The sequence below is a fragment of the Amycolatopsis sp. YIM 10 genome (genome assembly GCF_009429145.1).
Lineage (GTDB): Bacteria > Actinomycetota > Actinomycetes > Mycobacteriales > Pseudonocardiaceae > Amycolatopsis.
In genome coordinates this window covers 2,349,410-2,374,404 of the sequence record NZ_CP045480.1, presented here as the reverse complement: position 1 = coordinate 2,374,404, position 24,995 = coordinate 2,349,410, and the positions used below count along the sequence as shown (strand labels likewise).

Here is a 24,995-nt window from a genome sequence, read left to right as displayed (position 1 = left end):
AGCCATCGGCGTCGCGGGGTTGCCATCGGCGTCGACCCCTAAAACGACGGTGAACTCCCCTAGGCACTGTGCTGGTGAGCCACCATTGGCGCGTTCGCGCGGGCGGCCAGCGCGGGCCGGTCGATCTTGCGGTTGGCGTTCAGCGGCAGCTCGGCCACCTGCTCGTAGCGCCGCGGCAGCATGCCCTGTGGCAGCACCTGCCGCAGCCGACGCGCGAACTCGGCCGGGGCGGTGAACTCGCCGGTGTAGAAGACGGCGAGCTCGGTGTTCCCGTCCACCTGCCTGGTCACCGCGACCGCCTCGTCCACCCCGGGGCAGCCCCGCAGCGCGTGCTCGACCTCGGCCAGTTCCACCCGCCAGCCCTGGATCTGGACCTGCGAATCCAGCCTGCCGAGATAGACCAGTTCGCCGTCGTCCAGTTGCCGGACCCGGTCGCCGGTGCGGTACCAGGTGCGGCCGTCGCGGTCGAGGAACCGGCCGGCGTTGTCCGCGGGATCGAGATAGCCCGCGGTCAGCTGCGGGCCGGTGATGCACAGCTCGCCCTCGACTTCGGACGTCCCGTCGTCCTCGGTGAGCAGCAGGTACTCGTGTCCCGCGTGGATCCGGCCGATCGGCGCGAACCCGTTGATGCCCCTGGCCGGTGACCGCTCCGGATCCCAGCGGTGCCCGGAGACGGTGACGGTCAGCTCCGTCGGGCCGTACAGGTTCTCCACCACCGACCGCGGCGCCGCGGCCTGCCACTGCTCGGCGTCCGAGCAGCGCAGCGCCTCACCGGCGAAGAAGCTCCAGCGCAGACCCGGCATCGCGCCGGGAACGAGTCCGCCCATCCGGCGGATGAGGGAGATGGCGCTCGGCGTGGAGAACCACACCGACACCGCGCGTTCGACCAGGAAGCCGGGCAGGTCCCGGTACGCCTGCGCGGGGACCTGGCAGATGGCGGCGCCCGCGCCCCAGGCGCAGAACAGGTCGAACATCGCGCAGTCGAAGTTAAGGTCGAAGGTCTGGGAGAAGACGTCGCGGGGGCCGAAGTCGTACCGCTCGTCCAGCAGCCCGAAGTAGTGCGCGGTGCTGCCGTGGGTGATCGGCACGCCCTTCGGCCTGCCGGTGGAGCCGGAGGTGAACAGCATGTACGCGTTGTCCGTGGCGGCCACTTCACGCGGGACGGCCAGCGCGTGCGCCGGATCGGCGATGATCGACCGCGGACCGGGCGTGGCGGACGGGGCCAGCACCGGGAGTCCCGGCTCGCCGTCGAAGATGTCCGGCAGCACCGCGCAACCGCGCTCGTCGGCGAGCAGCGCGGTCACCGCCGCCCGGTCGAGCATGTGCCGGGTGCGCGAGACGGGGAAATCCGGGTGCAACGGGACTACCGTGGCACCGGCGTACAGTCCGGCCAGGACGCCGACATAGGCCTCCACGCTCTTGCCCGCCAGCACGCCGAGCACCCGGGGCGGCCGGTCGGCGGCCAGCAGCGAGCCCGCCCAGCACAGGGCCAGTTCGTGTGCCTCGGCGTAGGTGACGGTCTTTTCCCCGAGCCGGATCGCCGGACGGTCCGGGGACAATTCGAGCCCGCGGAGAAATCGGGTGTGCAGGGCGTGCCGATTGCTGTCGTTCATTTCTGCTCCAGGCATCACGAATCCGGATCCGAGCGGGGTGCCCATGCCTGAAATAGGGGTGTACAACAGTTGTACCCTGGTTCAGCCGGGCCATACATTATTCCACAGTTGCCGAATCTCGAATTGAAAGAATGGAAGGGCTATGTGGGACGATAAGTTTGAGGACCTGCTGCGCGAATATCTCCCGTTTCTTTCCGCGGAGGAGCAGTTGACCGGCGCCACGAACCTGCGCGACCTCGGCCTCGACTCGCTCGGCACGGTCGAACTGCTGGCCCGGCTGGAGAACCTGTACGACGTGCGGTTCGTCGACGACGCGCTGACCATGGAGAACTTCGCCAATCCCGACGCGCTGTGGGGTGTGCTGGGCAAGCTGACCGCCACCGTCTGAACCACCCGGCGCGCCCTCGCCGTCCCGGCGAGGGCGCGCCGGTCAGGACCGTCGCTTCGGGCGCATCGCCAGCCGGGGATCGACGGCCACCACCTCGAAGTTCCCGGTGGTGGCGCGGACCCGGCCGAACAGCGCGTCCTGGCCGCACACCAGCACCTTTCCCACTCCCGCCCGCCGCATCGCGGCCACCGCGACCGGCCAGTCGACCTGGCGCACGCAACCGTCCAGCAGCATGGCCCGCACGCCGTCCGCGCTCTGGTGCACGGTCCCGTCGTGGTCGTCGATCACCGGGATCACCGGATCGGCGAACTCCAGCTTGCCCAGCACCTCGATGTCCACCTTGTCCGCCAGGCCCTCGAAGGCTTCGCAGTGCATGGGCGGGCGCATCGTGTACAGCGGCAGGCCGCCAGCCGCGCGCAACCGCTCACGCAGCCAGTCGATCCTGGTCTCGCTCAGGGTCAGCATGGCGAAGTCCTCGTCGACCCGGCAGGAAATCTCGTGCCACACGCCGAGTTCGGTGAGTTCACCGGTGATCCCGGCCAGCGCTTCCGGGGCGGTCCTGGCGAAGGACAGGGTCACCACGTCGGTGTGCTCGACCGCGAAGTACTCGGTCAGGCACCGCGCGAACTCGGCGGTCAGCCACACCGCGTCGGCGAAGGGCAGCGCGCCCGAATGGACCGCCGCCGCCTTTCCGCCGAAGCTCGGGCCGGCGCACACGTCCGGCCGGACGTCGAACGTGTGCTCCGCCCACCGCGCCAGCGCGACGCAGTTCACCATGAAGGCGACCTGCGCCGCTTCGCTGTAGTCACCCTCTTCTTCGCGGTACCGGTCGACGAGTGAGTACCCCAGCACGTCGTCGGCCTCGGCGACGAGTTCGCGGGCGAACGGGTTCACCACCATGAACTTCGCCACGTCCGAAAAGGAGGTCGGCCCCATTCCGGGGAATACGAAGGCGTTCCGCATTTCGGTGCTCATGGTGTCCACCCTCGGACCGCCACGACCTCCTCGGCCACCCCTAGCCTCCCCTATCGTCGCGACCGGCCCGGCTCTGGGGTCAGCGGGTGGCCAGCACTTCACGCAGCGCGCTGATCACCTTGTCCTGCACGTCGTGGCTCAGCGCCGGGTACATCGGCAGTGAGAAGATCTCCCCCGCCAGCCGCTCGGTGACCGGCAGCGCCCCTTCGCGGTAGCCGAGGTGGGCGAATCCGGTCATCGTGTGGATCGGCCACGGGTAGCTGATGTTGAGCGCGATGTCGTACCCCTTGAGCGCCTCGATGATCTCGTCCCGCTTCGGGTGGCGGACCACGTAGAGGTAGTACGAGTGGAGGTTGCCGGGCGCGACGGCAGGCAACACGAGTTCGGTGTCCCGCAGGGCTTCGTCGTACCGCAGCGCGAGCGCGCGCCGGGCCTCCAGGTAACCGTCCAGCCGCTTCAGCTTGCGCCGCAGGATCTCGGCGTGCAGTTCGTCGAGCCTGCTGTTGTGCCCGGGGTTGCGGACCACGTAGTAGCGGTCCTTCATCCCGTAGTAACGCAGGTGCCGCAGGTTGTCGGCGACCGTGTCGTCACTGGTGATAGCGCCGCCGGCGTCCCCGTAGGTGCCGAGGATCTTCGTGGGGTAGAAGGAAAAGGCCCCGACCCCGCCGAAGGTGCCCGCCATCCGGCCGTGCTGCCGGGCGCCGTGCGCCTGCGCGCAGTCCTCCAGGATCACCAGCCCGTGCCGCCGCGCCAGTTCGGTCAGCGGGGTCATGTCCACGCACTGCCCGTACAGGTGGACCGGGAGAATCGCCTTGGTACGGCTGGTGATCGCCGCGGCCACCTGGTCGGTGTCCATCAGGTAGGTGTCCGGGCGGATGTCGACAAAAACCGGGGTGGCGCCGGCGCCCTCGATCGCCGTCACGGTGGGCACCGCGGTGTTGGCCACCGTGATCACCTCGTCGCCGGGACCGACCTCGAGCGCCTGCAGGCCGAGCTTGACCGCGTTGGTCCCGTTGTCGAGCCCGACGCAGTGCGGAACTCCGTGGTACGCGGCGTATTCCTCCTCGAATCCCTTGACGCTCTTGCCGAGGATCAGCCGCCCGGACCGGAAGACGGTCTCCACGGCGTCGAGCACCTCTTCGCGCTCGTTCTCGTATTCCTGCAGGTATTCCCACACCAGCGCGGTCATGGGGTGGCTCCGATGCTCGACGTTGACAGTACTGACAGTGCTCGGTTCAGGTAGTCGGTCATGACCTCGCGGAACCTCTCCGGTTCCTCCAGGTGCGGCAGGTGCGACGAGTCCTCGAACAGTTCCCACCGGGCGTCCGGGATCCGCTCCGCGTAGGGCCGGACGGTCTCCGGGGTCGCTTCGTCGTGCCGTCCCGAGATGACCAGTGCGGGCACGTCGATGTCGCTGAGCCCGGCTTCGACTCCCCAGTCCTTCAGCGTGCCGTTCACGTGGAACTCGCTCGGCCCGTTCATCGTGAAGTAGACCGTGGGGTCATTGTAGATCTCGTAGAACGAAGCCTGGTAGTCCCGCGGCCACGGGTTGAGGCGGCAGACGTGCTTCTCGTAGAACGGCCGCATGGCCTCGTGGTACTCGTCGTCGTTCGTCGTGCCGGCGGCTTCGTGGCGCCGCAGGGTGTCGTCCACCCCTGGCGGCAGCTGCGCGCGCAGCACCTCCATTTCCCGCAGCCACAACGGATAGGACGCGGGCGCGTTCGCGATCACCAGCCCGCGCAACCCGGCCGGCTGCTTCGCGGCGTGCGCGGCGACCAGCAGCCCGCCCCAGGAATGCCCGAACAGCACGTAGTTCTGCTCGATGCCCAGCTGCCGCAACAGGTTGTCCAGTTCATCGAGGAACAGCTCGGGAGTCCAGAAGTCGGCGCCCCGGTCCGGCAGGTGGGTGGAGCCCCCGTTGCCGAGCTGGTCGTAGTGCACCACCGCCACGCCGGAATCGGCCAGCCCGGCCAGGTTCAGCAGGTAGTCGTGCGTGCTGCCGGGACCGCCGTGCACGACGACCAGCGCGGTACGGGCCGCTTCGAGGTCGCCGGTGACCCGGTACCAGGTTTTGTGCTCTCCGAAGGAAACCGTGCCCTTGGCGGTCGGTGCCGTCGGCATCGTCCTCACCCTCAATCCAGTTCCAGCGAACGGAGCCAGTGCTCCACCGTTCGCGCGGTCGGTTCGACGTCGTCTTCGACGATCGTGAAATGCGTGGCGGGTACCAGTTCGTGGGTGAACGCGGGATCCCACGGCAGGGCGCGCCAGTCCTGCGTCCCGTCCCCGTCCCCGTCCCCGTCGATGAACGAACGGTCCGCGCCGACAAAGAGCGTCGGCACCCCGGCCGGCTCCAGCGCGATCTGGGGCAGCAGGTCGAAGTAGTGGTTCATCGCGGACAGGCTCGCGCCGTCGAAGAGGCCGAACGCGGTGTCCTGCTCGACCAGTGCCGTGGACAGCTGCGCGAAAACGCGTTCGCTGGTGCCCCCGGCGGTGACGCGGTAGCTGTCCACCAGCGCGAGGCCGGACAACGCCGAGCTATCGGCCAGCCGAGCCGCCGTGGCGTGCGCCAGCAAACCACCGGAGGAGTAACCGAACAGCACGAACGGGTCCTCACCGGCGGCTCGCCGCACCCCGTCGGCCAGCGCGTCGACGAGCGCGGTCAGCGAACCCGGCAGGCTCTCGCCGGTGGCGAAGCCGGGGATCGGCAGGGAGGTCACCGGCCGCACACCGCGGAACCGCCCGGCGAGCCGGGCGTGCTGGTGCACCCCGCCGGTGGCCATCGGCGTGCTCAGGCAGATCAGCTTCGGGCGGCCGGGACCGTCCGCCAGCCGCACCGGCTCCAGCGGCCGTTCCGGTAGCGAGGTGAACTTCGGCCGCAGTTCGGCGACCGCGCGCAGCAGGCCGAACCCGTCCTGGGAGCGCCCGGCCAGCACGGCACCGCGGAACAACTCGCTGACCGTGTCACTCGCCACGGGACTCGTGCTGGTGCCGCCGAGCTCCGCGAGCAGCACTTCGGCGAGTCCGGCCGGGTTCTTGTTGTCGAAGACGACCATCGGTGGCAGCGACAGCCCGGTCACCGTGTTCAGCGCGTTGCGCAACTCCGTGGCACTCAGTGAATCGAAGCCCGCCTCCAGGAAGTCACGCTCCGGCTCGACCGCGTCGGGACCGTCGTGCCCCAGCACCAACGCGGCCTGCTCGCGGACCAGGGCCAGCAGCACCTGTTGCCGTCCGTCTTCGTCCAGTCCGTCCAGCCGCTGCCGGACGGACTTTTTGCCCGCGGCCGACGACGTTCGCGGAGACTTCGGGGCCAGCGCCCGGAACAGGGGCGGCGCGCTGCTGTCGAGCGAGCGGACCTTCAGGCGCATCGGCACCACCACGGGTGCGTCGACCCGGCTCGCGGCGTCGAACAACGCGAGCCCCTGTGCCGCGGACAGGGCTTGCACACCCGAGCGGTCCATCCGCCGCCGGTCGGTCTCGTCGAGCCCGTCCGCCATGCCGTCGTCCGCCCACAGGCCCCAGGCCAGTGCCTGCGCCGGGAAGCCGTTCGCCCGCCGGTGCGTGGCCAGTGCGTCGAGGTAGGCATTGGCCGCGGCGTAGCTGCCCTGCCCGGCGTTGCCGACCACACCGGCGGCCGAGGAGAACAGGACAAACGCGGACAGGTCGTGACCCGCCGTCGCCCGGTGCAGGTTCCAGGCGGCGTCCACTTTGGGCCGCAGCACCGCGGCCACGCGCTCAGGGGTCAGCGACGAGATCGTCCCGTCGTCGAGCACCCCGGCCACGTGCACGACCGCGGCCAGGTTCCGCCCGGAGACCAGTGCGTCCACCGCCCCCTGCTTCGCCATGTCACAGGCCACCAGCTCGACCTCGGCACCCAGCTCGGTCAGCTCGGCGACCAGGTCGTCCGCCTCGCCCCGCCTGCTGGTCAGCAGCAGCTGCCGCACGCCGTACTCGGTCACCAGGTGCCGGGCCACCTTCCGGCCGAGCGCGCCGGTCGCCCCGCTGACCAGCGTCTGTCCCGTCCACCGGGTACCGCCGCCGGACGCCGTCGCCCTGGTCAGCCGGGCCGCGTACAGCTCACCGTCACGCACCACGACCTGCGGTTCGCCGGTGGCCACGATCTCCGAGACCGGCACCGAATCGTCCACATCGGCCAGCACGAACCGGCCGGGGTGCTCCGCCTGCGCCGACCGCACCAGCCCCCACACCGCGGCACCGGCGAGATCGGTCACCCCCTCGCCCGGCAGCGCCACCGCGCCCTTGGTCCGGATCACCAGCTTCGAGTCGGTGAAGTGCTCGTCGTCGAGGGAGAGGCGCAGGACCTCCAGTGCGCGGTTCACCGCGGCTCGGACGGCGGCGGGGTCGGTGCCGGGAATGGTGTCCAGCACCGATGCCCCGGTCCCGGCGCCAGCACCGGCCGTGACCGGCACCCAGTCCACTTGGAACAGTGCGTCGTCCACCCTTGGCGCCTGGTCGGCTGGAAGTTCCCTCAGCACCAGGGATTCCACCGAGGCCACCGGTGTGCCGTCCTCGTCGGTGAGGTGCAGGGCCACGGCGTTGTCCCCGGTCGGCCGCAAGCGCATGCGGACCGAGGTGGCACCCGTCGCCCGGATCGACACGCCCGACCAGGCGAAGGGCAGGCGCGCGGTGTCCTCGTCCCGCAGGCCGAGCGCGTGCAGGCCCGCGTCGAGCAACGCCGGGTGCAGCCCGAACCGGTCCGCGGTCGTGCCCTCGGGCAGGGCCACCTCCGCGTAGAGGTCGTCACCGTGCCGCCAAGCGCTGCGCAGGCCCTGGAACACCGGCCCGTAACGCAGTCCTGCTTCGGCGAGGCCGTCGTAGAGACCGTCCAACGGCAGGGGTTCCGCACCCGGCGGCGGCCAGGTGAACGGTTCGAAGGCGGGCGCGCCGGAGTTGAGGATGCCGGTCGCGTGGCAGGTCCAGGAACCGTCATCGGCGCGCGTGTAGACCTGGGCGGGGCGATCGCCGGACTCACCGGGAGCCTCGACCACCACCTGCACCGCGACCGAACCGTCGTCCGGCAAGGACAGCGGCGCCTGGATGGTCAACTCGGCCAGGAGGTAGCAGCCGAGCCGCTCGCCGGCCGCGGCCACCAGCTCGACGAATCCCGTGCCGGGGAACAGAACGGTGTCTCGCACCCGGTGATCGGCGAGCCACGGCTGGAGGGCGGGGGAAAGCCGTCCGGTGAAAACGACGCGTTCGGAATCCGGCGCGGGAACCGCCGCGCCGAGCATCGGGTGACCGGTTTCGTCCAGCCCGGCGGAGACCACGTCACCGAGCCCGGCGGCCGAGCCCGCCCAGGCCTCGCGCCAGTAGTCCTGGGTGTTCAGCCAGTAGCGGCGGTGCTGGAAGGCGTAGGTCGGCAGGTCGGTGCGCCGGGGCTTGGCCGGTTCGAGCAGTTCGGGCCAGTCGAGGTGGATGCCGTGGACGTGGAGCTGCCCGACACCGGCGAACAGCGTCGAGGTCTCGGGCTTGTTGCGGCGTTGGAGCGGCACGAATTCGGGGTTGGTCGCGCTGAGCACCGCGGCCGGTCCCACCTCGACGAAGGTCGTCACGCCCCGGCTCTCCAACTCACGCACCGCGTCAGCGAACCGGACCGGCTCGCGCACGTGCCGCACCCAGTACCCCTGCTCCGAAACGAGAGCACTGCTCACAAACGGAAGCGCTGCTTCAGATAGTGACAACTGCTCTACAACTGCCGCGAACTCTGCCAGCATCGGCTCCATCAACGGCGAATGGAACGCATGAGAAACCTTGAGCCGCGTGGACTTACCGCCCAACTGGCTCGCTACCTCAAGCACGGCGGCTTCCTCGCCGGAAAGAACCACGGCCTCCGGGCCGTTGATCGCAGCGATCGAGACTTGGTCGGTGAGCAGAGGCAGCACCTGCTGTTCCGAAGCCTGCACCGCCACCATCGCGCCACCCGCAGGCAGCCGCTGCATCAACCGACCCCGGGCGGTGATCAACTTCGCCGCATCCGCCAACGACAGCACACCAGCAACATGAGCCGCGGCCACCTCACCAATCGAATGGCCCGCCACAAAATCTGGCTTCACACCCCACGACTCGACCAGGCGGAACAGCGCCACCTCAACAGCGAAGAGACCGGGCTGAACCCATTCCGTCTGGTTCACCAACTCGGGATCGTCACCCCAGATCACGTCGCGCAGCGAGGGATCGAGTTCGGCACACACCGCATCAAAAGCAGCGGCGAAAACCGGGAAAACCTCGTACAACTCACGGCCCATGCCCAAACGCTGCGCACCCTGACCAGAGAACAGGAAAGCGACCTTGCCGCTCGTCCGGGTGACGCCTTGGACCACTCCGGCGGTGGGCTCACCGTCGGCCAGTGCCGCGAGGCCGCGCAGCAGATCGTCTCGTGTCTCGCCGACGACCACCGCGCGATGGGTCAGCCGCGCCCGCGCCGCCGCCGAGAAGCACACGTCCGCCAGGCGCAGTCCGCCTTGCTCGACGAGGTGTTCCCGCAACCGGAGCGCCTGGCTGCGCAAGGCTTCCGGAGTCCTACCGGACAGCGGCAACGGCAGCGCGGGAAGTTCGCCACCTTCCTCCGCCGGAGTTTCGTCGGCCGGAGCCTGTTCCAGGATGACGTGGGCGTTGGTACCGCTGATCCCGAACGAGGACACCCCCGCCCGGCGCACCCGATCCGGCCAGGCCCGTGTCTCGGTCAGCAATCGCACCGAGCCCGAGGTCCAGTCCACCTGCTTCGTGGGTTCGTCCGCGTGCAGGGTTTTCGGCAGCACTCCGTGGCGCATCGCCTGCACCATCTTGATGATCCCCGCAACACCAGCAGCCGCCTGCGTATGCCCCATGTTCGACTTGATCGACCCCAGCCACAACGGCTCATCCCGCTCCTGGCCATACGCGGTCAGCAACGCCTGCGCCTCAATCGGATCACCCAGCGAAGTACCGGTGCCGTGCGCCTCCACAACGTCCACATCGGACGAAGACAAACCAGCCGAACCCAGCGCCTGCCGGATCACCCGCACCTGCGACGGACCATTCGGCGCCGTCAAACCATTCGACGCACCATCCTGATTCACCGCCGAACCAGCCACCACCGCCAACACCGGATGCCCCAGCCGCCGCGCATCAGACAACCGCTCCACCAACAACAAACCAACACCCTCACCCCAGCCGGTACCATCCGCACCCACACCGAACGAACGACAACGACCATCCCCCGACAAACCACGCTGACGACTGAACTCCACAAAAGTCTCCGGAGTCGCCATCACCGTCACCCCACCAGCCAACGCCAGCGAACACTCCCCCGACCGCAACGCCCGCACCGCCAAATGCAAACCCACCAACGACGAAGAACACGCCGTATCCAAGGTCACCGACGGACCTTCAAGTCCGTATACATAGGACAGTCGACCGGAGGCGATGGCGCCGGTGTTCGCGTTGGCGGCGTAGTCGTGGTACATCACGCCGGTGAACACCCCGGTCGCACTGCCCTTCAACGACCCGGGATCAATACCCGCCCGCTCGAACAACTCCCACGACGCCTCCAGCAACAACCGCTGCTGCGGATCCATGACCAGCGCCTCGCGCGGGCTGATCCCGAAAACGTCCGGGTCGAAATCGGCGGCGTCGTGGAGAAATCCGCCGTGCCGGACATAGCTGGTGTTCGGCCGCACCGAATCCGGATCGAAAAGGCGCTCGACATCCCAGCCACGATCCGCCGGGAACTCACCGATCGCGTCCCGGCCCTGAACGACCAGTTCCCACAGGTCCTCCGGCGACCGCACCCCACCCGGATACCGGCACGCCATCGACACGATCGCGATCGGCTCCCGCGCCGCGGCCACCAGTTCGCGGTTCTGCTTGCGCAGCCGCTCGGTCTCCTTGAGCGAGGCCCGCAGCGCCTCGACGAGCTTCCGGTCCTGGTCAGTCATTTCGTCAGATCCTGTCCGGTCGGAGGGCGGTTCAGCCGAGACCAAGTTCGTTGTCGATCAGCGCGAAGATGTCGTCGGCGGACGCGGTGTCCAGCTGGTCTTCGGCCTTCGCCACCCCGGCCCGCTCGTCCAGCCGCCCGATCAGCGCCTGGAGCCGTCCGGTCAGCCGGTGCTGCTCGATGTCCTCCGGCGGCAGCCCGGTCAGCAGGGCCTCCAGCCGGTCCAGTTCGGCGAGCGGATCCCGGCCGCCGTCCTGGCACAGCTCCGCGCGCAGGTACTCGGCGAGCGCCTTGGGATTCGCGTAGTCGAAGACAACGGTGGCGGGCAGCGTCTTCCCGGTCGCGTTGCCCAGCCTGGTGCGCAGGTCGACCGCGGCCACCGAGTCGAAACCCAGGTCCTGGAAGGGCTTTCCCGGTTCGACCGCGTTCGCGTCGTCGTAGCCGAGCAGCTCCGCCACCTGCGTGCGCACCAGGTCGAGCAGGGTCCGGTGCTGTTCCGCCTCGGTTTTCCCGGCCAGTTCCTCGATCAGCCCGGTCGTCGTCACCGAGTTGGCTGCCTGGCTGCCGTCGAGAACCTCCCGCACCTCCGCCAGCTCGTCCAGCAGCGGACGCGGCCTGGCCAGCGTGTAGGTCGGCACGAACCGCGGCCAGTCGAGATCCGCGACGACAAGATGGCTTTCGTCGTGGTCGAGTGCCCGGCCCAGCGCGGTGATCGCCAGCCGGGGTGCCATCGGCGGCGCCCCGATCCGGCGGGACTGGGCGCTGACCTCCGCGTCGACCATGCCGCCTTCCCAGGAACCCCAGGCGATCGAGGTCGCGGTCCGGCCGGCGGCGCGGCGGCGGTGGGCGAGCGCGTCCAGGTAGGCGTTCGCTCCGGCGTAGGCCGCCTGCCCCGCCCCGCCCCAGATCGCGGCACCTGAGGAGAACAGCACAAACGCGTCCAGTTGCCGGTCACCGAGCAGGTCGTCCAGATTCGCCGCGCCGGTCACCTTCGCCTCACCGATGGCCGCGACCTCGGCGAGGGTGAGGTCGCCCAGCGGGGCCGCGCGCTGCGAAATCCCCGCCGTGTGGACCACCGCGGTCAGCGGCTGGTCCTCCGGGACCGTGTCCAGCACCTTGCGCAACTCCGCGCGGTCGGCGACGTCGCACGCCTCGATGGACACCTTGGCACCGAGCGCGGCCAGCTCAGCAGCCAACTCGGCGGCACCGTCCGCGGCCACCCCGCGCCTGCTGACCAGCAGCAGGTGCTCGGCACCGTTTTCGGCGAGCCAGCGCGCCACCCGCGCGCCGAGCCCGCCGGTACCCCCGGTGACCAGCACGGATCCACTCGGCCGCCAGGTGCGCGCGGCGGGCGTCGCACCCAGCGGCGCGCGCACCATGCGGCGGGCGAAGAGTCCGCCCGCCCGCACCGCCAACTGGTCTTCGCCGACGCCGGACACCGCGGTGACGAGGTGGTCCAGCGCTGGTTCGTCGAGGGTGGTGGGGAGGTCGACGAGCCCGCCCCACGTGTCCGGCTGCTCCAGCGCCAGCCCGATGCCGAGGCCCCAGACCATCGCCTGCGCCGCACCGGTGACCTCCTCGGCCGGGTCCACCGCGACCGCGGATGACGTGCAGCACCACAGCGGAGCGGTCAGCCCGGCGTCACCAAGTGCCTGCACGAGGGTGACGGTGTCCGCGCCACCACGGGTCAACGGGGCGTGGCCGGGGTGGGCCCGATCGTCGAGGGCGAGCAGGGACAGCACCACGGACGGTTGCTCCGAGCGCAGCCGGTTCGCCAGTTCCGCCCGGTCCGCGTCGGCCACCTCGATGGAGCGCACGGTCGCACCGCGTGCTTCGAGGCCGTCGATGATCGCCTGGATCCGGTCGTCCGGGGCCGTTGGGGCGGCTGGGGTGGCGACCAGCCACGTCCCCGCGAGCGCCCCTCCGCCATCGGCCCCGACCGGCCGCCAGCTCACCCGGTAGCGCCAGGAATCCACTGTGGACTCGTCGGTGAACCGGGTCCGCCACGCCGACATCGCGGGCAGGACCTCACCGAGCGCGGCGGCGTCGACCTTGAGTTCGTCGGCCAAGCCGGTGAACTCCTCGCGGTCCACCGCCGCCCAGAACTCGGAATCCGGCGCGCTCACGCTCGTGGCGCCGAGTTCCCACCAGTACCAGCGCCGTTGGAACGGGTAGGTGGGCAGGTCGATCCGGCGAGCGCCGCGACCGTCGTAGTAGGCGTGCCAGTCGACGACGACACCGCGGGTGTGGATGTTCGCGACGGCGGTGACGAGTTCGAGTTCCTCGGACTTGTTCCTGCGCTGGAGCGGGGTGAAGCCGCCGAGGCTGCTGAGCACCGCATCCGGCCCCACCTCCACGAACGTGGTCACACCGCGCTCTTCCAGCAGGCGCACCGCATCAGCGAACCGAACCGGCTCGCGAACATGCCGCACCCAGTAGTCCGGGCTGGTCACGTCGGGTTCGAGAGCACTGCTCACAAACGGGAGCACTGCTTCACGAAGTGACAACTGCTCCACCACAACAGCGAACTCGGCCAGCATCGGCTCCATCAACGGCGAATGGAACGCATGAGAGACCTTCAGCCGCGTGGACTTGCCGCTCAGCTGGTTCGCCACCGCGAGAACAGCAGCTTCCTCGCCCGAAAGAACCACAGCCTCCGGACCGTTGATCGCCGCGATCGCCACCTGATCGGACAGCAGAGGCAGCACCTCTTGTTCCGAAGCCTGCACCGCCACCATCGCGCCGCCGGTCGGCAACGCCTGCATCAACCGGCCCCGGGCGGTGATCAACTTCGCCGCATCCGGCAACGACAGCACACCAGCAACATGAGCCGCGGCCACCTCACCAATCGAATGGCCTGCAACAAAGTCGGGACGGATGCCCCAGGACTCGACCAGGCGGAACAGCGCCACCTCGACAGCGAACAGGCCCGGCTGAACCCACTCCGTCTGGTTCACCAGATCCGAGTCGTCGCCCCAGATGACCTCACGCAATTTGGGGTCGAGTTCGGCACACACCGCATCGAAAGCCGCAGCGAAAGCCGGATAGGTCTCATACAACTCACGGCCCATGCCCAGCCGCTGCGCACCCTGACCCGAAAACAGGAAGGCCGTCTGCCCATCGGCGTTCGCCGTGCCCCGCACGAGGCCCGTCGTGGTCTCATCGGCCGCGAGCGCGGTCAACCCGCGCACCAGCCGGTCTCGGTCATCCGCCACGACGACGGCCCGGTGCTCGAACGCCGTCCTCGTGGTCGCGAGCGAGAAACCCAGATCCGGCAAGCCCATCTCGCCGTCCACTTCGGACAGCAGCTGTTGCGCCTGCGCCCGTACCGCCTCGGCTGTCTTGCCGGAGAGCACCACCGGCACCACCGAGGCCTTGGCCGCCGGCTCCGGCGTCGGCGGTTTCTCCACCGGCGGAGCCGCTTCGATGATCACGTGCGCGTTGGTGCCGCTGAGCCCGAACGAAGAGATCCCCGCCCTGCGCGCGCCACCGTTCTCCGGCCAGGGCCGCGGCTCGGTCAGCAGCCGGGCCGTGCCCGCCGTCCAGTCGACGTTCCCGCTCGGCTCGTCCACGTGCAGCGTCTTCGGCAGCACCTGGTGCCGCAGGGCGCCGACCATCTTGATGATGCCGGACACCCCGGCGGCCGCCTGCGCGTGGCCGATGTTGGACTTGATCGAACCGAGCCACAGCGGCCGGTCCTCGGCCCGCCCCTGGCCGTAGGTCGCCAGCAGTGCCTGCGCCTCGATGGGGTCGCCGAGCCGCGTCCCGGTCCCGTGCGCCTCCACCACGTCCACCTGGTCCGCCGTCAGTTCCGCGTCCCGCAGCGCCGCCTCGATCACGGCCTGCTGCGCGGGCCCGTTGGGCGCGGACAGCCCGTTGCTCTCGCCGTCCGAGTTGACCGCCGTGCCGCGGACCACGGCGAGCACCGGATGGCCGTGGCGCACCGCGTCGGCGAGCCGTTCCACCAGCAGCAGTCCGACGCCTTCACCCCAGCCGGTGCCGTTCGCGGCCGCGGCGAACGACTTGCAGCGGCCGTCCGGGGCCAGGCCCCGGTCCTGACTGAAGCCGACAAAAGCGTCCGGAGTGGACATCACCGTCACCCCACCGGCCAGCGCCAGCGTGCATTCACCCGCGCGCAGCGCCCGCACCGCCCAGTGCAGGGCGACCAGCGAGGACGAGCAGGCGGTGTCCACCGTGACGGCGGGCCCTTGCAGCCCGAGGCTGTAGGCGACCCGGCCGGACACCACGCTGCCGAGCGTGCCGATCCCCCGTTCGCCGAGCCCGCTGCGTCCGGCGTAGTCGTGGTAGGCCACCCCGGCGAAAACACCGGTCCTGGTGCCCCGCAACGAGGTGGGATCGATACCGGCCCGCTCGATCGCCTCCCACGCGGCTTCGAGCAGCAGGCGCTGCTGGGGGTCGGTCTCCCGTGCCTCCTTCGGACTGATCTTGAAGAAGTCCGCGTCGAACGCGCCGGCGTCGTGCAGGAACCCGCCTTCGACCGAATAGGTCTTGCCGGGCGTCGCCGGTTCCGGGTGATAGAGCCCTTCGGCGTCCCAGCCGCGGTTCTTGGGGAAGGACGAGATCGCGTCCCGGCCGTCGGCCACCAGCTCCCACAGCTGTTCCGGTGTGGTGACACCACCGGGATACCGGCAGCTCATCGCCACGATCGCGATCGGCTCGTGCTGCCGGGACTCGGTCTCCCGCAACCGCCGCCGGGTCTCGTGCAGTTCGGCGGTGGCGCGTTTCAGGTAGTCCCGGAGCTTCTCGTCGTTGCTCATCCCGTCAGCCAATCTCGAGGTCGTCCAGGGCTTTGAAGAGTTCGTCGTCGGTCGCGGAGTCGAAGTCACCGGCGCCGGGGGCGTCTTGTGCGCCGTCCCGCCAGGCCCGCACCATCGCCTCCAGCCGCGCGGTGATCCGCCCGGCACCGTCCGCGCCCGGTTCGGCCGCGGCCAGCGCCGCTTCCAGCCGGTCCGCCTCGGCGAGGATCTCCGCCAGCGGATCGGCCTGTGGCGGTTCGAGTGCCGTGCGCAGGTACTCGGCCACCGCGCGGGCGGTCGGATGGTCGAAGGCGAGCGTGGCCGGCAGTTCGACGCCGGTCGCCGCGTTCAGGCGCCCGCGCAGCTCCACCGCGGCCAGCGAGTCGAAGCCGAGTTCCTGGAACGGGCTGTCGGACGGCACCAGCTCCGCGGACGGGTGCCCGAGCACCGCGGCCACGTCGGCACGCACGGCTTCGAGCAACACCCGGTTCCGCTCGTCCTCGCCCAAGCCGTCCAGCCGCGCCCGCAGTCCGGCCGGGGCGGCCGCGCCCGGCCGCTTCGCCGGAATCCGCACGACCGCGCGCAGCACGGCGGGCACCAGGTCCGGCGTGGCACGCAGCGCGGCGTGGTCCAGCCGAAGCGGGACGACCACCGGTTCGGCGGCGTGGCAGGCGCGGCCGAGCATGGTCAGCCCCTCGGCGGGTGACAGCGGTGTCAGGCCGAGCACGGCCATCCGGCGCAGGTAGGTCTCGTCGTTGTTGCCTTCCCACGGGCCGAACGCGATCGAGGCGCCGGGCAGTCCCGCGGCATGGCGGTGTCGGGCCAGTGCGTCGAAGAACCCGGCGGCCATCGCGAGGTCCCGCTGACCGGCACCGTGCAGCAAGCCGGTCGACGACGAGATCAGCAGGAGGGCGGCCGATTCCCCGATCAACTGGTGCAGGTTCCATGCCGCGGTCAGATCGGAGTTCGTGTGCAGCACGGCAGTCACCGGTTGGCCGGACGGCAACGCGGCGAGCGCGGCCGGATCCGCCGGGTCGCGGTCGTCGAACACCACGTCCGCGCCCAGCTCGGCGAGTTCGGCGTGCAGCTCCGGAGCGTCCGGGCCGAGCAGCAGCAGGTGCCGGACGTCGTGTTCGGTCACCAGCCACCGCGCCGCCGCGGCACCCGCTCCGGTGGTGCCATCGGTGATCAGAACCGTGCCGCCCCACGGAGATTCCTTGTCCACTGTGGAGGATCGAACCAGGCGAGGAACGTACGTCCTGCCTCCGCGCACGGCTATCGCGGGCTCGTCGGCCGGCAGGCCGGTGAATTCGTCACCGTCCACCAGCACGATGCGGCCGGGGTGTTCGGCCTGCGCCGCGCGGACGAGACTCCAGATCGGCGCGTGCGTAAGGTCGACGGCCTCGTCCCGCACGGCCACCGCGTTCCTGGTGTGCACCAACAGCTTCGCGTGCTCGAACCGGTCGTCGGCCAGCCAGGACTCCAGCACGTCGGACACCGCTGCCGTCGCCTCGCGGATCCCGTCCAGGAGGTTCTCTTCGTCCGGACGCGGGCAGGAATACCGCACCAGCGCGGGAATTTCGTCACCGATCTCGGACAGCTCGACCGTGCTGGCGGGCTGTGAGTTCGGCACCGGCTGCCAGTCGAGCCGGTAGAGCGAGCCGCCACCGCCCAGCTGCCCGGCGGAGATGGTGCGGAACTCGACCGAGGCCGCCGAGAACACCCGCTTGCCGTCGAGGTCGGTGGCGGTCACCGTCCCGTCCGCGATCCGCACCCGGAGTCCGGTCGCGCCGGTGGTGTGCAGGGTGACTTCCCGCCATCGGTATGGCCGGCCGTCATCGAGCTGGAATGCGGCGTCGAGCAGGGCCGGGTGGAGGCCAAACTGTCCCGCTTCGGCGCTGCCGTCGAGGTCGACCTCGGCGAACAGCTCGTCACCGCGACGCCAGGCGGCGCGCAGCCGGGCCGGGAGGTCGTCGATCGCCGTCGCGCCGGAGGGCGGCCATTCGAAGGTTGCCGCTTCTGGCACGGGAGCCGGGGTGAGCAGTCCGGTGGCGTGCCGGGTCCAGTCTTCGCCGTCGTGCTGGGCGTCGATGCGCACCGACCGCGCGCCGGATTCGTCGGCGGCACCGACCGTCACCCGGATCGCGACGTCGTGTTCGGCCAGGACGAGCGGTTCCTCCACGGTCAGCTCCGCGAGCGCGCCGCAGTCGAGCTGCGCGCCGGCGTGCAGGGCCAGCTCGACCAGTCCGGTGGCCGGGAAGACGGGCAGGCCGTGGAGTTCGTGCTCGGCCAGCCAGGGTTGGGCCGTGGTGGAAAGGCGTCCGGTGAGTACGAGGCCTTCGGAATCGGGCAACAGCACCATGGCGCTCAGCAGCGGATGCCGGGCGGGGGCCTGGCCGATTCCGATGAGGTCGGTGGCGGTGTCGGGTGGGGTGAGCCAGAACGGCTTGCGCTGGAAGGGATAGGTGGGCAGGTCGACTCGGCGGGCGCCGCGGCCGTTGTAGAAGGCGTGCCAGTCGACGGGGACGCCGCGGGTGTGGATGTTCGCGACGGCGGTGACGAGTTCGAGTTCCTCGGACTTGTTCCTGCGCTGGAGCGGGGTGAAGCCGCCGAGGCTGCTGAGCACCGCATCCGGCCCCACCTCCACGAACGTGGTCACGCCCCGTTCTTCCAGCAGGCGCACCGCATCAGCGAACCGAACCGGCTCGCGAACATGCCGCACCCAGTAATTCGGGCTGGTCACGTCGGGTTCGAGAGCACTGCTCACAAACGGGAGCACTGCTTCACGAAGTGACAACTGCTCCACCACAGCAGCGAACTCGGCCAGCATCGGCTCCATCAACGGCGAATGGAACGCATGAGAGACCTTGAGCCGGGTCTTCTTGCAGCCCAACGCATCCGCGACCTTGAGGACCGCGGCTTCCTCGCCGGAAAGGACCACAGCCTCCGGGCCGTTGATCGCGGCGATCGCCACCTGATCGGACAGCAGGGGCAGCACCTGCTGTTCGGAGGCTTGCACGGCCACCATGGCGCCGCCGGTCGGCAACGCCTGCATCAGGCGTCCCCGCGCGGTGACCAACGCGGCCGCATCCGACAGCGACAGCACACCGGCCACATGAGCCGCTGCGATCTCGCCGATCGAATGACCCGCAACAAAATCAGGACGGACGCCCCACGACTCGACCAGGCGAAACAGCGCCACCTCGACAGCGAACAGGCCCGGCTGAACCCACTCCGTCTGGTTCACCAGATCCGGGTCCTCGCCCCAGATCACATCGCGGAGCGAGGGGTCGAGTTCGGCACACACCGCATCGAAAGCCGCAGCGAAAGCCGGATAGGTCTCATACAACTCGCGACCCATGCCCAGACGCTGAGCACCCTGACCCGAAAAGACAAAGGCGGTCAGGCCGGCAGAGTTGGCCGTCACTCCGACCGGGGTGTTGCTGTCGGCGAGGTCGGCCAGGGCCTTCCGCAGTTCGGTACGGCTTGTACCGGTTACTGCGACTCGGTGCGGCAAGGCCGCGCGTGAAGTCGCCAGGGAGAAGCCGATGTCGGTTGCGGAGGCGTCGAGCGGGGCATCCGCCAAGGAGCGGAGTTTCGCGCGCAGTCCCTCCTCGTTCTTGGCCAAGAGCACCCAGGGCACCACCTGAGCCCGCACCGAGGGACCAACCCGCTCGATGAACTCGGCCGTCGCCTCGAACGTCCCCTCCGACACACACCGCGGCCCCAGCAACGACAACACCGCCGCCGGACCCAACTCCACATATCGAGCCACGCCCCGGCTCTCCAACTCCCGTACCGCATCAGCGAACCGCACCGGCTCACGCACGTGTCGCACCCAGTAATCCGGGCTGGTCACGTCAGCTTCGAGAGCACTGCTCACAAACGGGAGCACTGCTTCACGAAGTGACAACTGCTCCACCACAGCAGCGAACTCGGCCAGCATCGGCTCCATCAACGGCGAATGGAACGCATGAGAGACCTTCAGCCGGGTCTTCTTGCAGCCCAACGCATCCGCCGCCTTGAGGACTGCGGCTTCTTCGCCGGAAAGGACTACGGCTTCCGGGCCGTTGATGGCGGCGATCGAGACTTGATCGGACAGCAGGGGCAGTACCTCTTGTTCGGAAGCTTGCACAGCAACCATCGCGCCACCCGCAGGCAGCTGCTGCATCAATCGACCTCGGGCGGTGACCAAGGCGGCCGCGTCGGAAAGAGACAGCACACCGGCCACATGAGCCGCCGCGATCTCGCCGATTGAATGGCCTGCCACGAAGTCGGGACGGATGCCCCAGGACTCGACCAGGCGGAACAGCGCCACCTCGACAGCGAAGAGGGCAGGCTGCGCCCACTCCGTTTGATTCAACAAGTCGGGATCGTCGCCCCAGATGACCTCACGCAGCGAGGGGTCGAGTTCGGCGCACACCGCATCGAAAGCCGCAGCGAAAGCCGGATAGGTCTCGTAGAGATCGCGGCCCATGCCCAGGCGCTGCGCGCCCTGACCCGAGAAAAGGAAAGCCAGGCCATCCGCCGGAGCCTCTTCCACGATGACATGCGCGTTCGTACCACTGATACCGAACGAAGAAATACCAGCCCGACGCGCCCGCCCGGTCGTCGGCCACGGACGTGCGTCCGTCAGAAGCTCCACGGAGCCTGAGGACCAGTCCACCTGAGGAGTCGGCTCATCGGCATGCAAGGTTTTCGGCAGCACGCCGTGGCGCATCGCCTGCACCATCTTGATGATCCCGGCGACGCCGGCGGCCGCCTGTGTGTGACCCATGTTCGACTTGATCGAACCCAGCCAAAGTGGCTCTTCACGGCCCTGGCCGTAGGCGGTCAGGAGCGCTTGCGCCTCGATCGGGTCGCCCAGCGAAGTACCAGTACCGTGACCTTCCACGGCGTCCACATCGGACGGTGAAAGCCCGGCTGAACCCAGCGCCTGCCGGATCACCCGCACCTGCGACGGACCATTCGGCGCCGTCAAACCATTCGACGCACCATCCTGATTCACCGCCGAACCAGCCACCACCGCCAACACCGGATGCCCCAGCCGCCGCGCATCAGACAACCGCTCCACCAACAACAAACCAACACCCTCACCCCAGCCGGTACCATCCGCACCCACACCGAACGAACGACAACGACCATCCCCCGACAAACCACGCTGACGACTGAACTCCACAAAAGTCTCCGGAGTCGCCATCACCGTCACCCCACCAGCCAACGCCAGCGAACACTCCCCCGACCGCAACGCCCGCACCGCCAAATGCAAACCCACCAACGACGACGAACACGCGGTGTCCAGCGAAAGAGCAGGGCCTTCCAAGCCGTACACATAGGACAGTCGACCGGAGATGATGGAGCCGGTGGCGCTCGCCGCGGGATAGTCGTGGTACATCACGCCGGTGAACACCCCGGTCGCACTGCCCTTCAGCGAACCGGGATCAATACCCGCCCGCTCGAACAACTCCCACGACGCCTCCAACAGCAACCGCTGCTGCGGGTCCATTCCCAAGGCTTCGTTCGGGCTGATACCGAAGAACTCGGCATCGAACTCGTCCGCGTCGTAGAGGAAACCGCCGGACTTGGTGTAGGTCTTGCCCGGCACACCGGGTTCGGGATCATAACCGCCTTCGACGTCCCAGCCGCGGTTCCCGGGAAACTCGTCGATCGCGTCCCGGCCCTGAACGACCAGTTCCCACAGGTCCTCCGGCGACCGCACCCCACCCGGATACCGGCACGCCATCGACACGATCGCGATCGGCTCGTCATCGACCGGCGTGGTCACCACCGGCGCGGCGGACACCACCGGATCGGTGAACGCGGCCGCCAGGTGCTCGGCCACCGCGCGGGCGTTCGGGTAGTCGAAGACCAGCGTGGCGGACAGCCGCTGCCCGGTCGCGCCGAGCAGCAGGTTGCGGAGTTCGACCGCGGCCAGCGAATCGAACCCGAGTTCCTGGAACGCCCGATCCGGCTCGACGGCCGCCATCGACGGATGTCCGAGCACGGCGGCGGCGTGCGTGCGGACGAGGTCCAGCAGCACCCGCAGGCGTTCGGTCCCGGTCATGGTGGCCAGCCGGTCCGCCAGCGCCGAACCGTCGCCGCCCGGGCGCGCGGCCCGCTTCGACGGCACCCGAACCAGCTCGCGCAAGGTCGGCTGCACCAAGCCGGAGGCCGCCTGGGCGCGCAACGCCGGCAGGTCCAGGCGGAGCAGCAGCAACATCGGGTCATCCGTGCCGAGCGCGGCATCGAACAACGCCAGGCCTTCAGCCGCGGACAGCGCCGGGAACCCTTGCCGGTCCAGCCGACGCAGATCCGTTTCGGCCAGCTCACCGGCCATTCCCGCGCCGATCCCCCACAGGCCCCACGCCATCGACTGCGCGGGAAGCCCGAGATCGCGCCGGTGAGCGGCCAGCGCGTCGAGGAAAACGTTTGCGGTGGCGTAGTTGGCCTGCCCAGCCGCGCCGAGCGTGCCCGCTGCCGAGGAGAACAGCGCGAAGACCGCCAGCTCGTGGTCCGCGGTCAGCTCGTGCAAGTGCCACGCGGCGTCCGCCTTCGAGCCGAGCACGTGGTCGACCCGCTCGGGGGTCAGCGCGCCGAGTACACCGTCGTCCACCGCGCCGGCCACGTGCAGCACACCGGTCAGCGGGTGCTCAGCCGGGATTCCGGCCAGCAGCCCGGCCAGCGCGTCGCGGTCCGCCGCGTCGCACGCGGCCACGGTCACCGTCGCGCCGAGCGTGGTCAGCTCGTCCCGCAGTTCAGTGGCGCCCGGCGCGTGCGGTCCGCTCCGGCTGGTGAGCAGCAGGTGCCGCACGCCGTGCGTGGTGACCAGGTGCCGCGCCAGCAGCCTGCCCAGTCCGCCGGTGCCGCCGGTGATCAACACCGTGCCCTCGGCCGCGAAGTCGGTCGTTCGCTCGAGCCCGGTGGCCGGGGCCAGCCTCGGCGCTCGCGGCTCGCCATCCCGCAGGATCAGTTCGGGTTCCTCGGCGCCCAGTGCGGTCAGCAGCCCGTCGGATCCGCTGGTCCCGTCGACGTCCAGCAGCCGGAACCGGCCGGGGTTCTCGGCCTCGGCGGCACGCAGCAAGCCCCAGACAGAGGCGACGGCCGGGCCACCGGCGTCCGGCCCGATCGCGTTCTCCGTGACCACCACCAGCCGCGAACCGGCGAAACGCTCGTCCCGCAACCATTCCTGGGCCACGCCCAGCGCCTCGTGCGCCGCCGAGCGCAGTCCGGTGAGCACGTCACCGGCGCGCGCGTCGCACCGCCACAGCACCAATGCGGGCACCGCACCGTCGTCGAACGCGGCCAGGTCACGGTATCGCGGGACACTGTCGCCGAAACCGAAATCCGCCGTGCCCAGGATCGCGAGGTCGTCGAGGGCGGGCGCGTCACCGGCCGCGACGGGAACCCAGGTGAGCCGGTACGGCACCAGACCGCGATCGCCGAGCTGTCCCGCCGCCACCGGCCTGGTGACCAGCGAATCCACGGTCAGCACGGGACCCCCCGCCTCGTCGGCAGCCTCCAGCGAGGTGCCGTCCGCACCCGCCGGTGCGAGCCGCACCCGCAGCGCGGTGGCGCCACTCGTGTGCAGCCGCACGCCGGTCCAGGCGAACGGCAGCACGGGGGCGCCGCTGTCCTCGACGAGGTCGGCGTGCAGCGCGGCGTCCAACAGCGCCGGGTGCAAGCCGAACCGGCCGGCGTCGGCCTGCGCGTGCTCGGGCAACGCCACCTCGGCGAAGAGTTCTTCACCACGCCGCCACGCCGCGCGCAGCCCCTGGAACGCGGGCCCGTAGTCGTACCCGCGCTCACGCAGGTCCCGATAAGCGTCTTCCAGCCGCACGGGAACGGCGTCCTCCGGCGGCCAGGCGGTCGGCTCGAAGGCGTCCACCGGCGCGCCGATGCTCAGCGAACCGGTGGCATGCCTGGTCCACGGAGAGTCGGTGTCTTCCTCACGGGAGTGGATGTGGACGGTCCTGGTCCCGGTCTCCTCCGGCGCACCGACCGCGACCTGCAGCTGCACCCCGTTCCGCTCCGGCAGCAGCAGGGGTTCTTCGAGCACCAGCTCGTCCAGCACGGCACAACCGGCCAGGTCACCCGCGCGCAGGGCCAGTTCCACGAACGCGGTGCCCGGCAACAGCACGCTGCCCAGGGCGCGGTGCTCGCCCAGCCACGGGTGTGAAAGCAGGGAAAGCCTGCTGGTGAACAGGAATTCGTCGGTACCGGCCGGTTCCAGCCGGGCGTCGAGCAGCGGATGGTCCACCCGGTCGAGCCCGGCTCCCACCACGTCGGTGTGCGCGGTGTCCGGCTGCTGCCAGTACCGCCGACGCTGGAAGGCGTACGTGGGCAGGTCCACCGGCTTGGCGTCGGAGAACAGGTCCGGCCACCGCACCGGCACACCGCGAACCCAGGCCACGGCCAGCGCGGCGGCGACGTCGCCCGGCCTCAGGTCGGGGAGAACCTCGAAACCGTCACCGCGCAACGCCTTGATGGCCAGCTCGATCCGTCCTGGCTCGTCGAGTCCGGCGTTCCAGAAGTCGGCATCGAGTGCGGCCCCGTCGACCGGGGCGCCGGTCGACGCCGAGTAGAAGGCCACGGACGCGGCCCGCGGACGGATCCCGGCCAGCACGGACAACAGCCGGTCCCGCACCTCCCCGGTCAGGCCCTGGGCCAGGATCCGGCCGTGCACGGCGACGATCCGCGCACCGTCCGCTATGGACAGTGCGCCGATCGCGCAGGCCGCGGCCACCGCGCCCGGGCCGGTGCCCGAGACCGCGTGCGGGGTGACACCGAAGGACCGCCACACCGCGGCGAGCGACACCAGCACCGACCAGCCCACCGGGCCCAGCACGTCGGGCGCGACCGAGTTCTCCGTACCGCGCAACACCTCGCGGGGATCCCAGGACAGCAACGGTGCCAGCGCCTTGGCGCAGTCGGCCATCGACTCGGCGAACACCGGCGACGAGTCGAGCAGCGCGGCTCCGCCGACCAGCCAGTCCGCCTCCGGTTCCCCGAACGCAAAGGCCACCCGTGGGTCGGCCGAAGCCTCGCCGTGCACCACGTCGGGTGACGGTTCGCCGTCGGCCAGCGCACGCAGCCCGGACAGCAGCCCGGCCCGTCCGGTGCCGAGCACCACCGCGCGGTGCTCCAGTGCCGAGCGGGCGGTCAGCGACAACCCGACGTCCACCGGCCGCTCGTCCTGACCGTCCACACGGGAGTGAAGTCGATCCGCCTGCGCGCGCAGTGCCCGCGCGCTCCTGCCGGACAGCACCCACGGCACCAGCTCGTCCGCGTCCGCCCGTGTCCGTTCGCTGCTCACCAGAACGCCCCTCTGC

7 protein-coding genes and 2 pseudogenes are annotated in these 24,995 nt (G+C 69.9%); 1 reads left to right on the top strand and 8 read right to left on the bottom strand.

Features of this window, described 5'->3' with window-relative positions; genetic code table 11:
- Positions 1-59 precede the first annotated feature (59 nt).
- A complete protein-coding gene (locus YIM_RS11565) occupies positions 60-1,613 on the bottom strand; it encodes an AMP-binding protein (protein WP_153030352.1) in 1,554 nt (517 codons plus the stop codon).
- 142 nt (positions 1,614-1,755) lie between these two features.
- Between YIM_RS11565 and YIM_RS11560 the strand changes: the two genes are divergently transcribed.
- A complete protein-coding gene (locus YIM_RS11560; RefSeq protein ID WP_153030351.1) occupies positions 1,756-2,001 on the top strand; it encodes a phosphopantetheine-binding protein in 246 nt (81 codons plus the stop codon).
- A gap of 42 nt (positions 2,002-2,043) precedes the next feature.
- Here the strand turns inward: YIM_RS11560 and YIM_RS11555 are convergent, their stop codons facing one another.
- From YIM_RS11555 to YIM_RS11530, 7 genes and pseudogenes are all read right to left on the bottom strand, one after another.
- Positions 2,044-2,976 carry an ACP S-malonyltransferase gene (locus YIM_RS11555; RefSeq protein ID WP_228004677.1) on the bottom strand — a complete coding sequence of 311 codons (933 nt, stop codon included), beginning with the start codon at positions 2,974-2,976 and terminating at the stop codon, positions 2,044-2,046.
- Positions 2,977-3,055: 79 nt separating this feature from the next.
- The gene (locus YIM_RS11550) at positions 3,056-4,165 is read right to left on the bottom strand and encodes a DegT/DnrJ/EryC1/StrS aminotransferase family protein (protein WP_153030350.1); all 1,110 of its coding nucleotides are present in this window, start codon (positions 4,163-4,165) and stop codon (positions 3,056-3,058) included.
- Entirely contained in the window at positions 4,162-5,097 is a 936-nt protein-coding gene (locus YIM_RS11545; RefSeq protein WP_153030349.1) for a proline iminopeptidase-family hydrolase, read from the bottom strand. Before YIM_RS11545 ends, YIM_RS11550 begins: the two co-directional genes overlap by 4 nt.
- Before the next feature lie 11 nt (positions 5,098-5,108).
- Positions 5,109-5,750, bottom strand: a pseudogene (locus YIM_RS49995) (thioesterase domain-containing protein); the annotation flags it as partial.
- 246 nt (positions 5,751-5,996) lie between these two features.
- Positions 5,997-10,955: pseudogene (locus tag YIM_RS11540) on the bottom strand (type I polyketide synthase); the annotation flags it as partial.
- The gene (locus tag YIM_RS11535; protein ID WP_153030347.1) at positions 10,942-15,687 is read right to left on the bottom strand and encodes a type I polyketide synthase; all 4,746 of its coding nucleotides are present in this window, start codon (positions 15,685-15,687) and stop codon (positions 10,942-10,944) included. The pseudogene YIM_RS11540 and the gene YIM_RS11535, both read right to left, overlap by 14 nt.
- 4 nt (positions 15,688-15,691) lie before the next feature.
- Complete coding sequence (locus YIM_RS11530; protein WP_153030346.1) at positions 15,692-24,979, bottom strand: type I polyketide synthase; 9,288 nt, start codon at positions 24,977-24,979, stop codon at positions 15,692-15,694.
- Positions 24,980-24,995 lie beyond the last annotated feature (16 nt).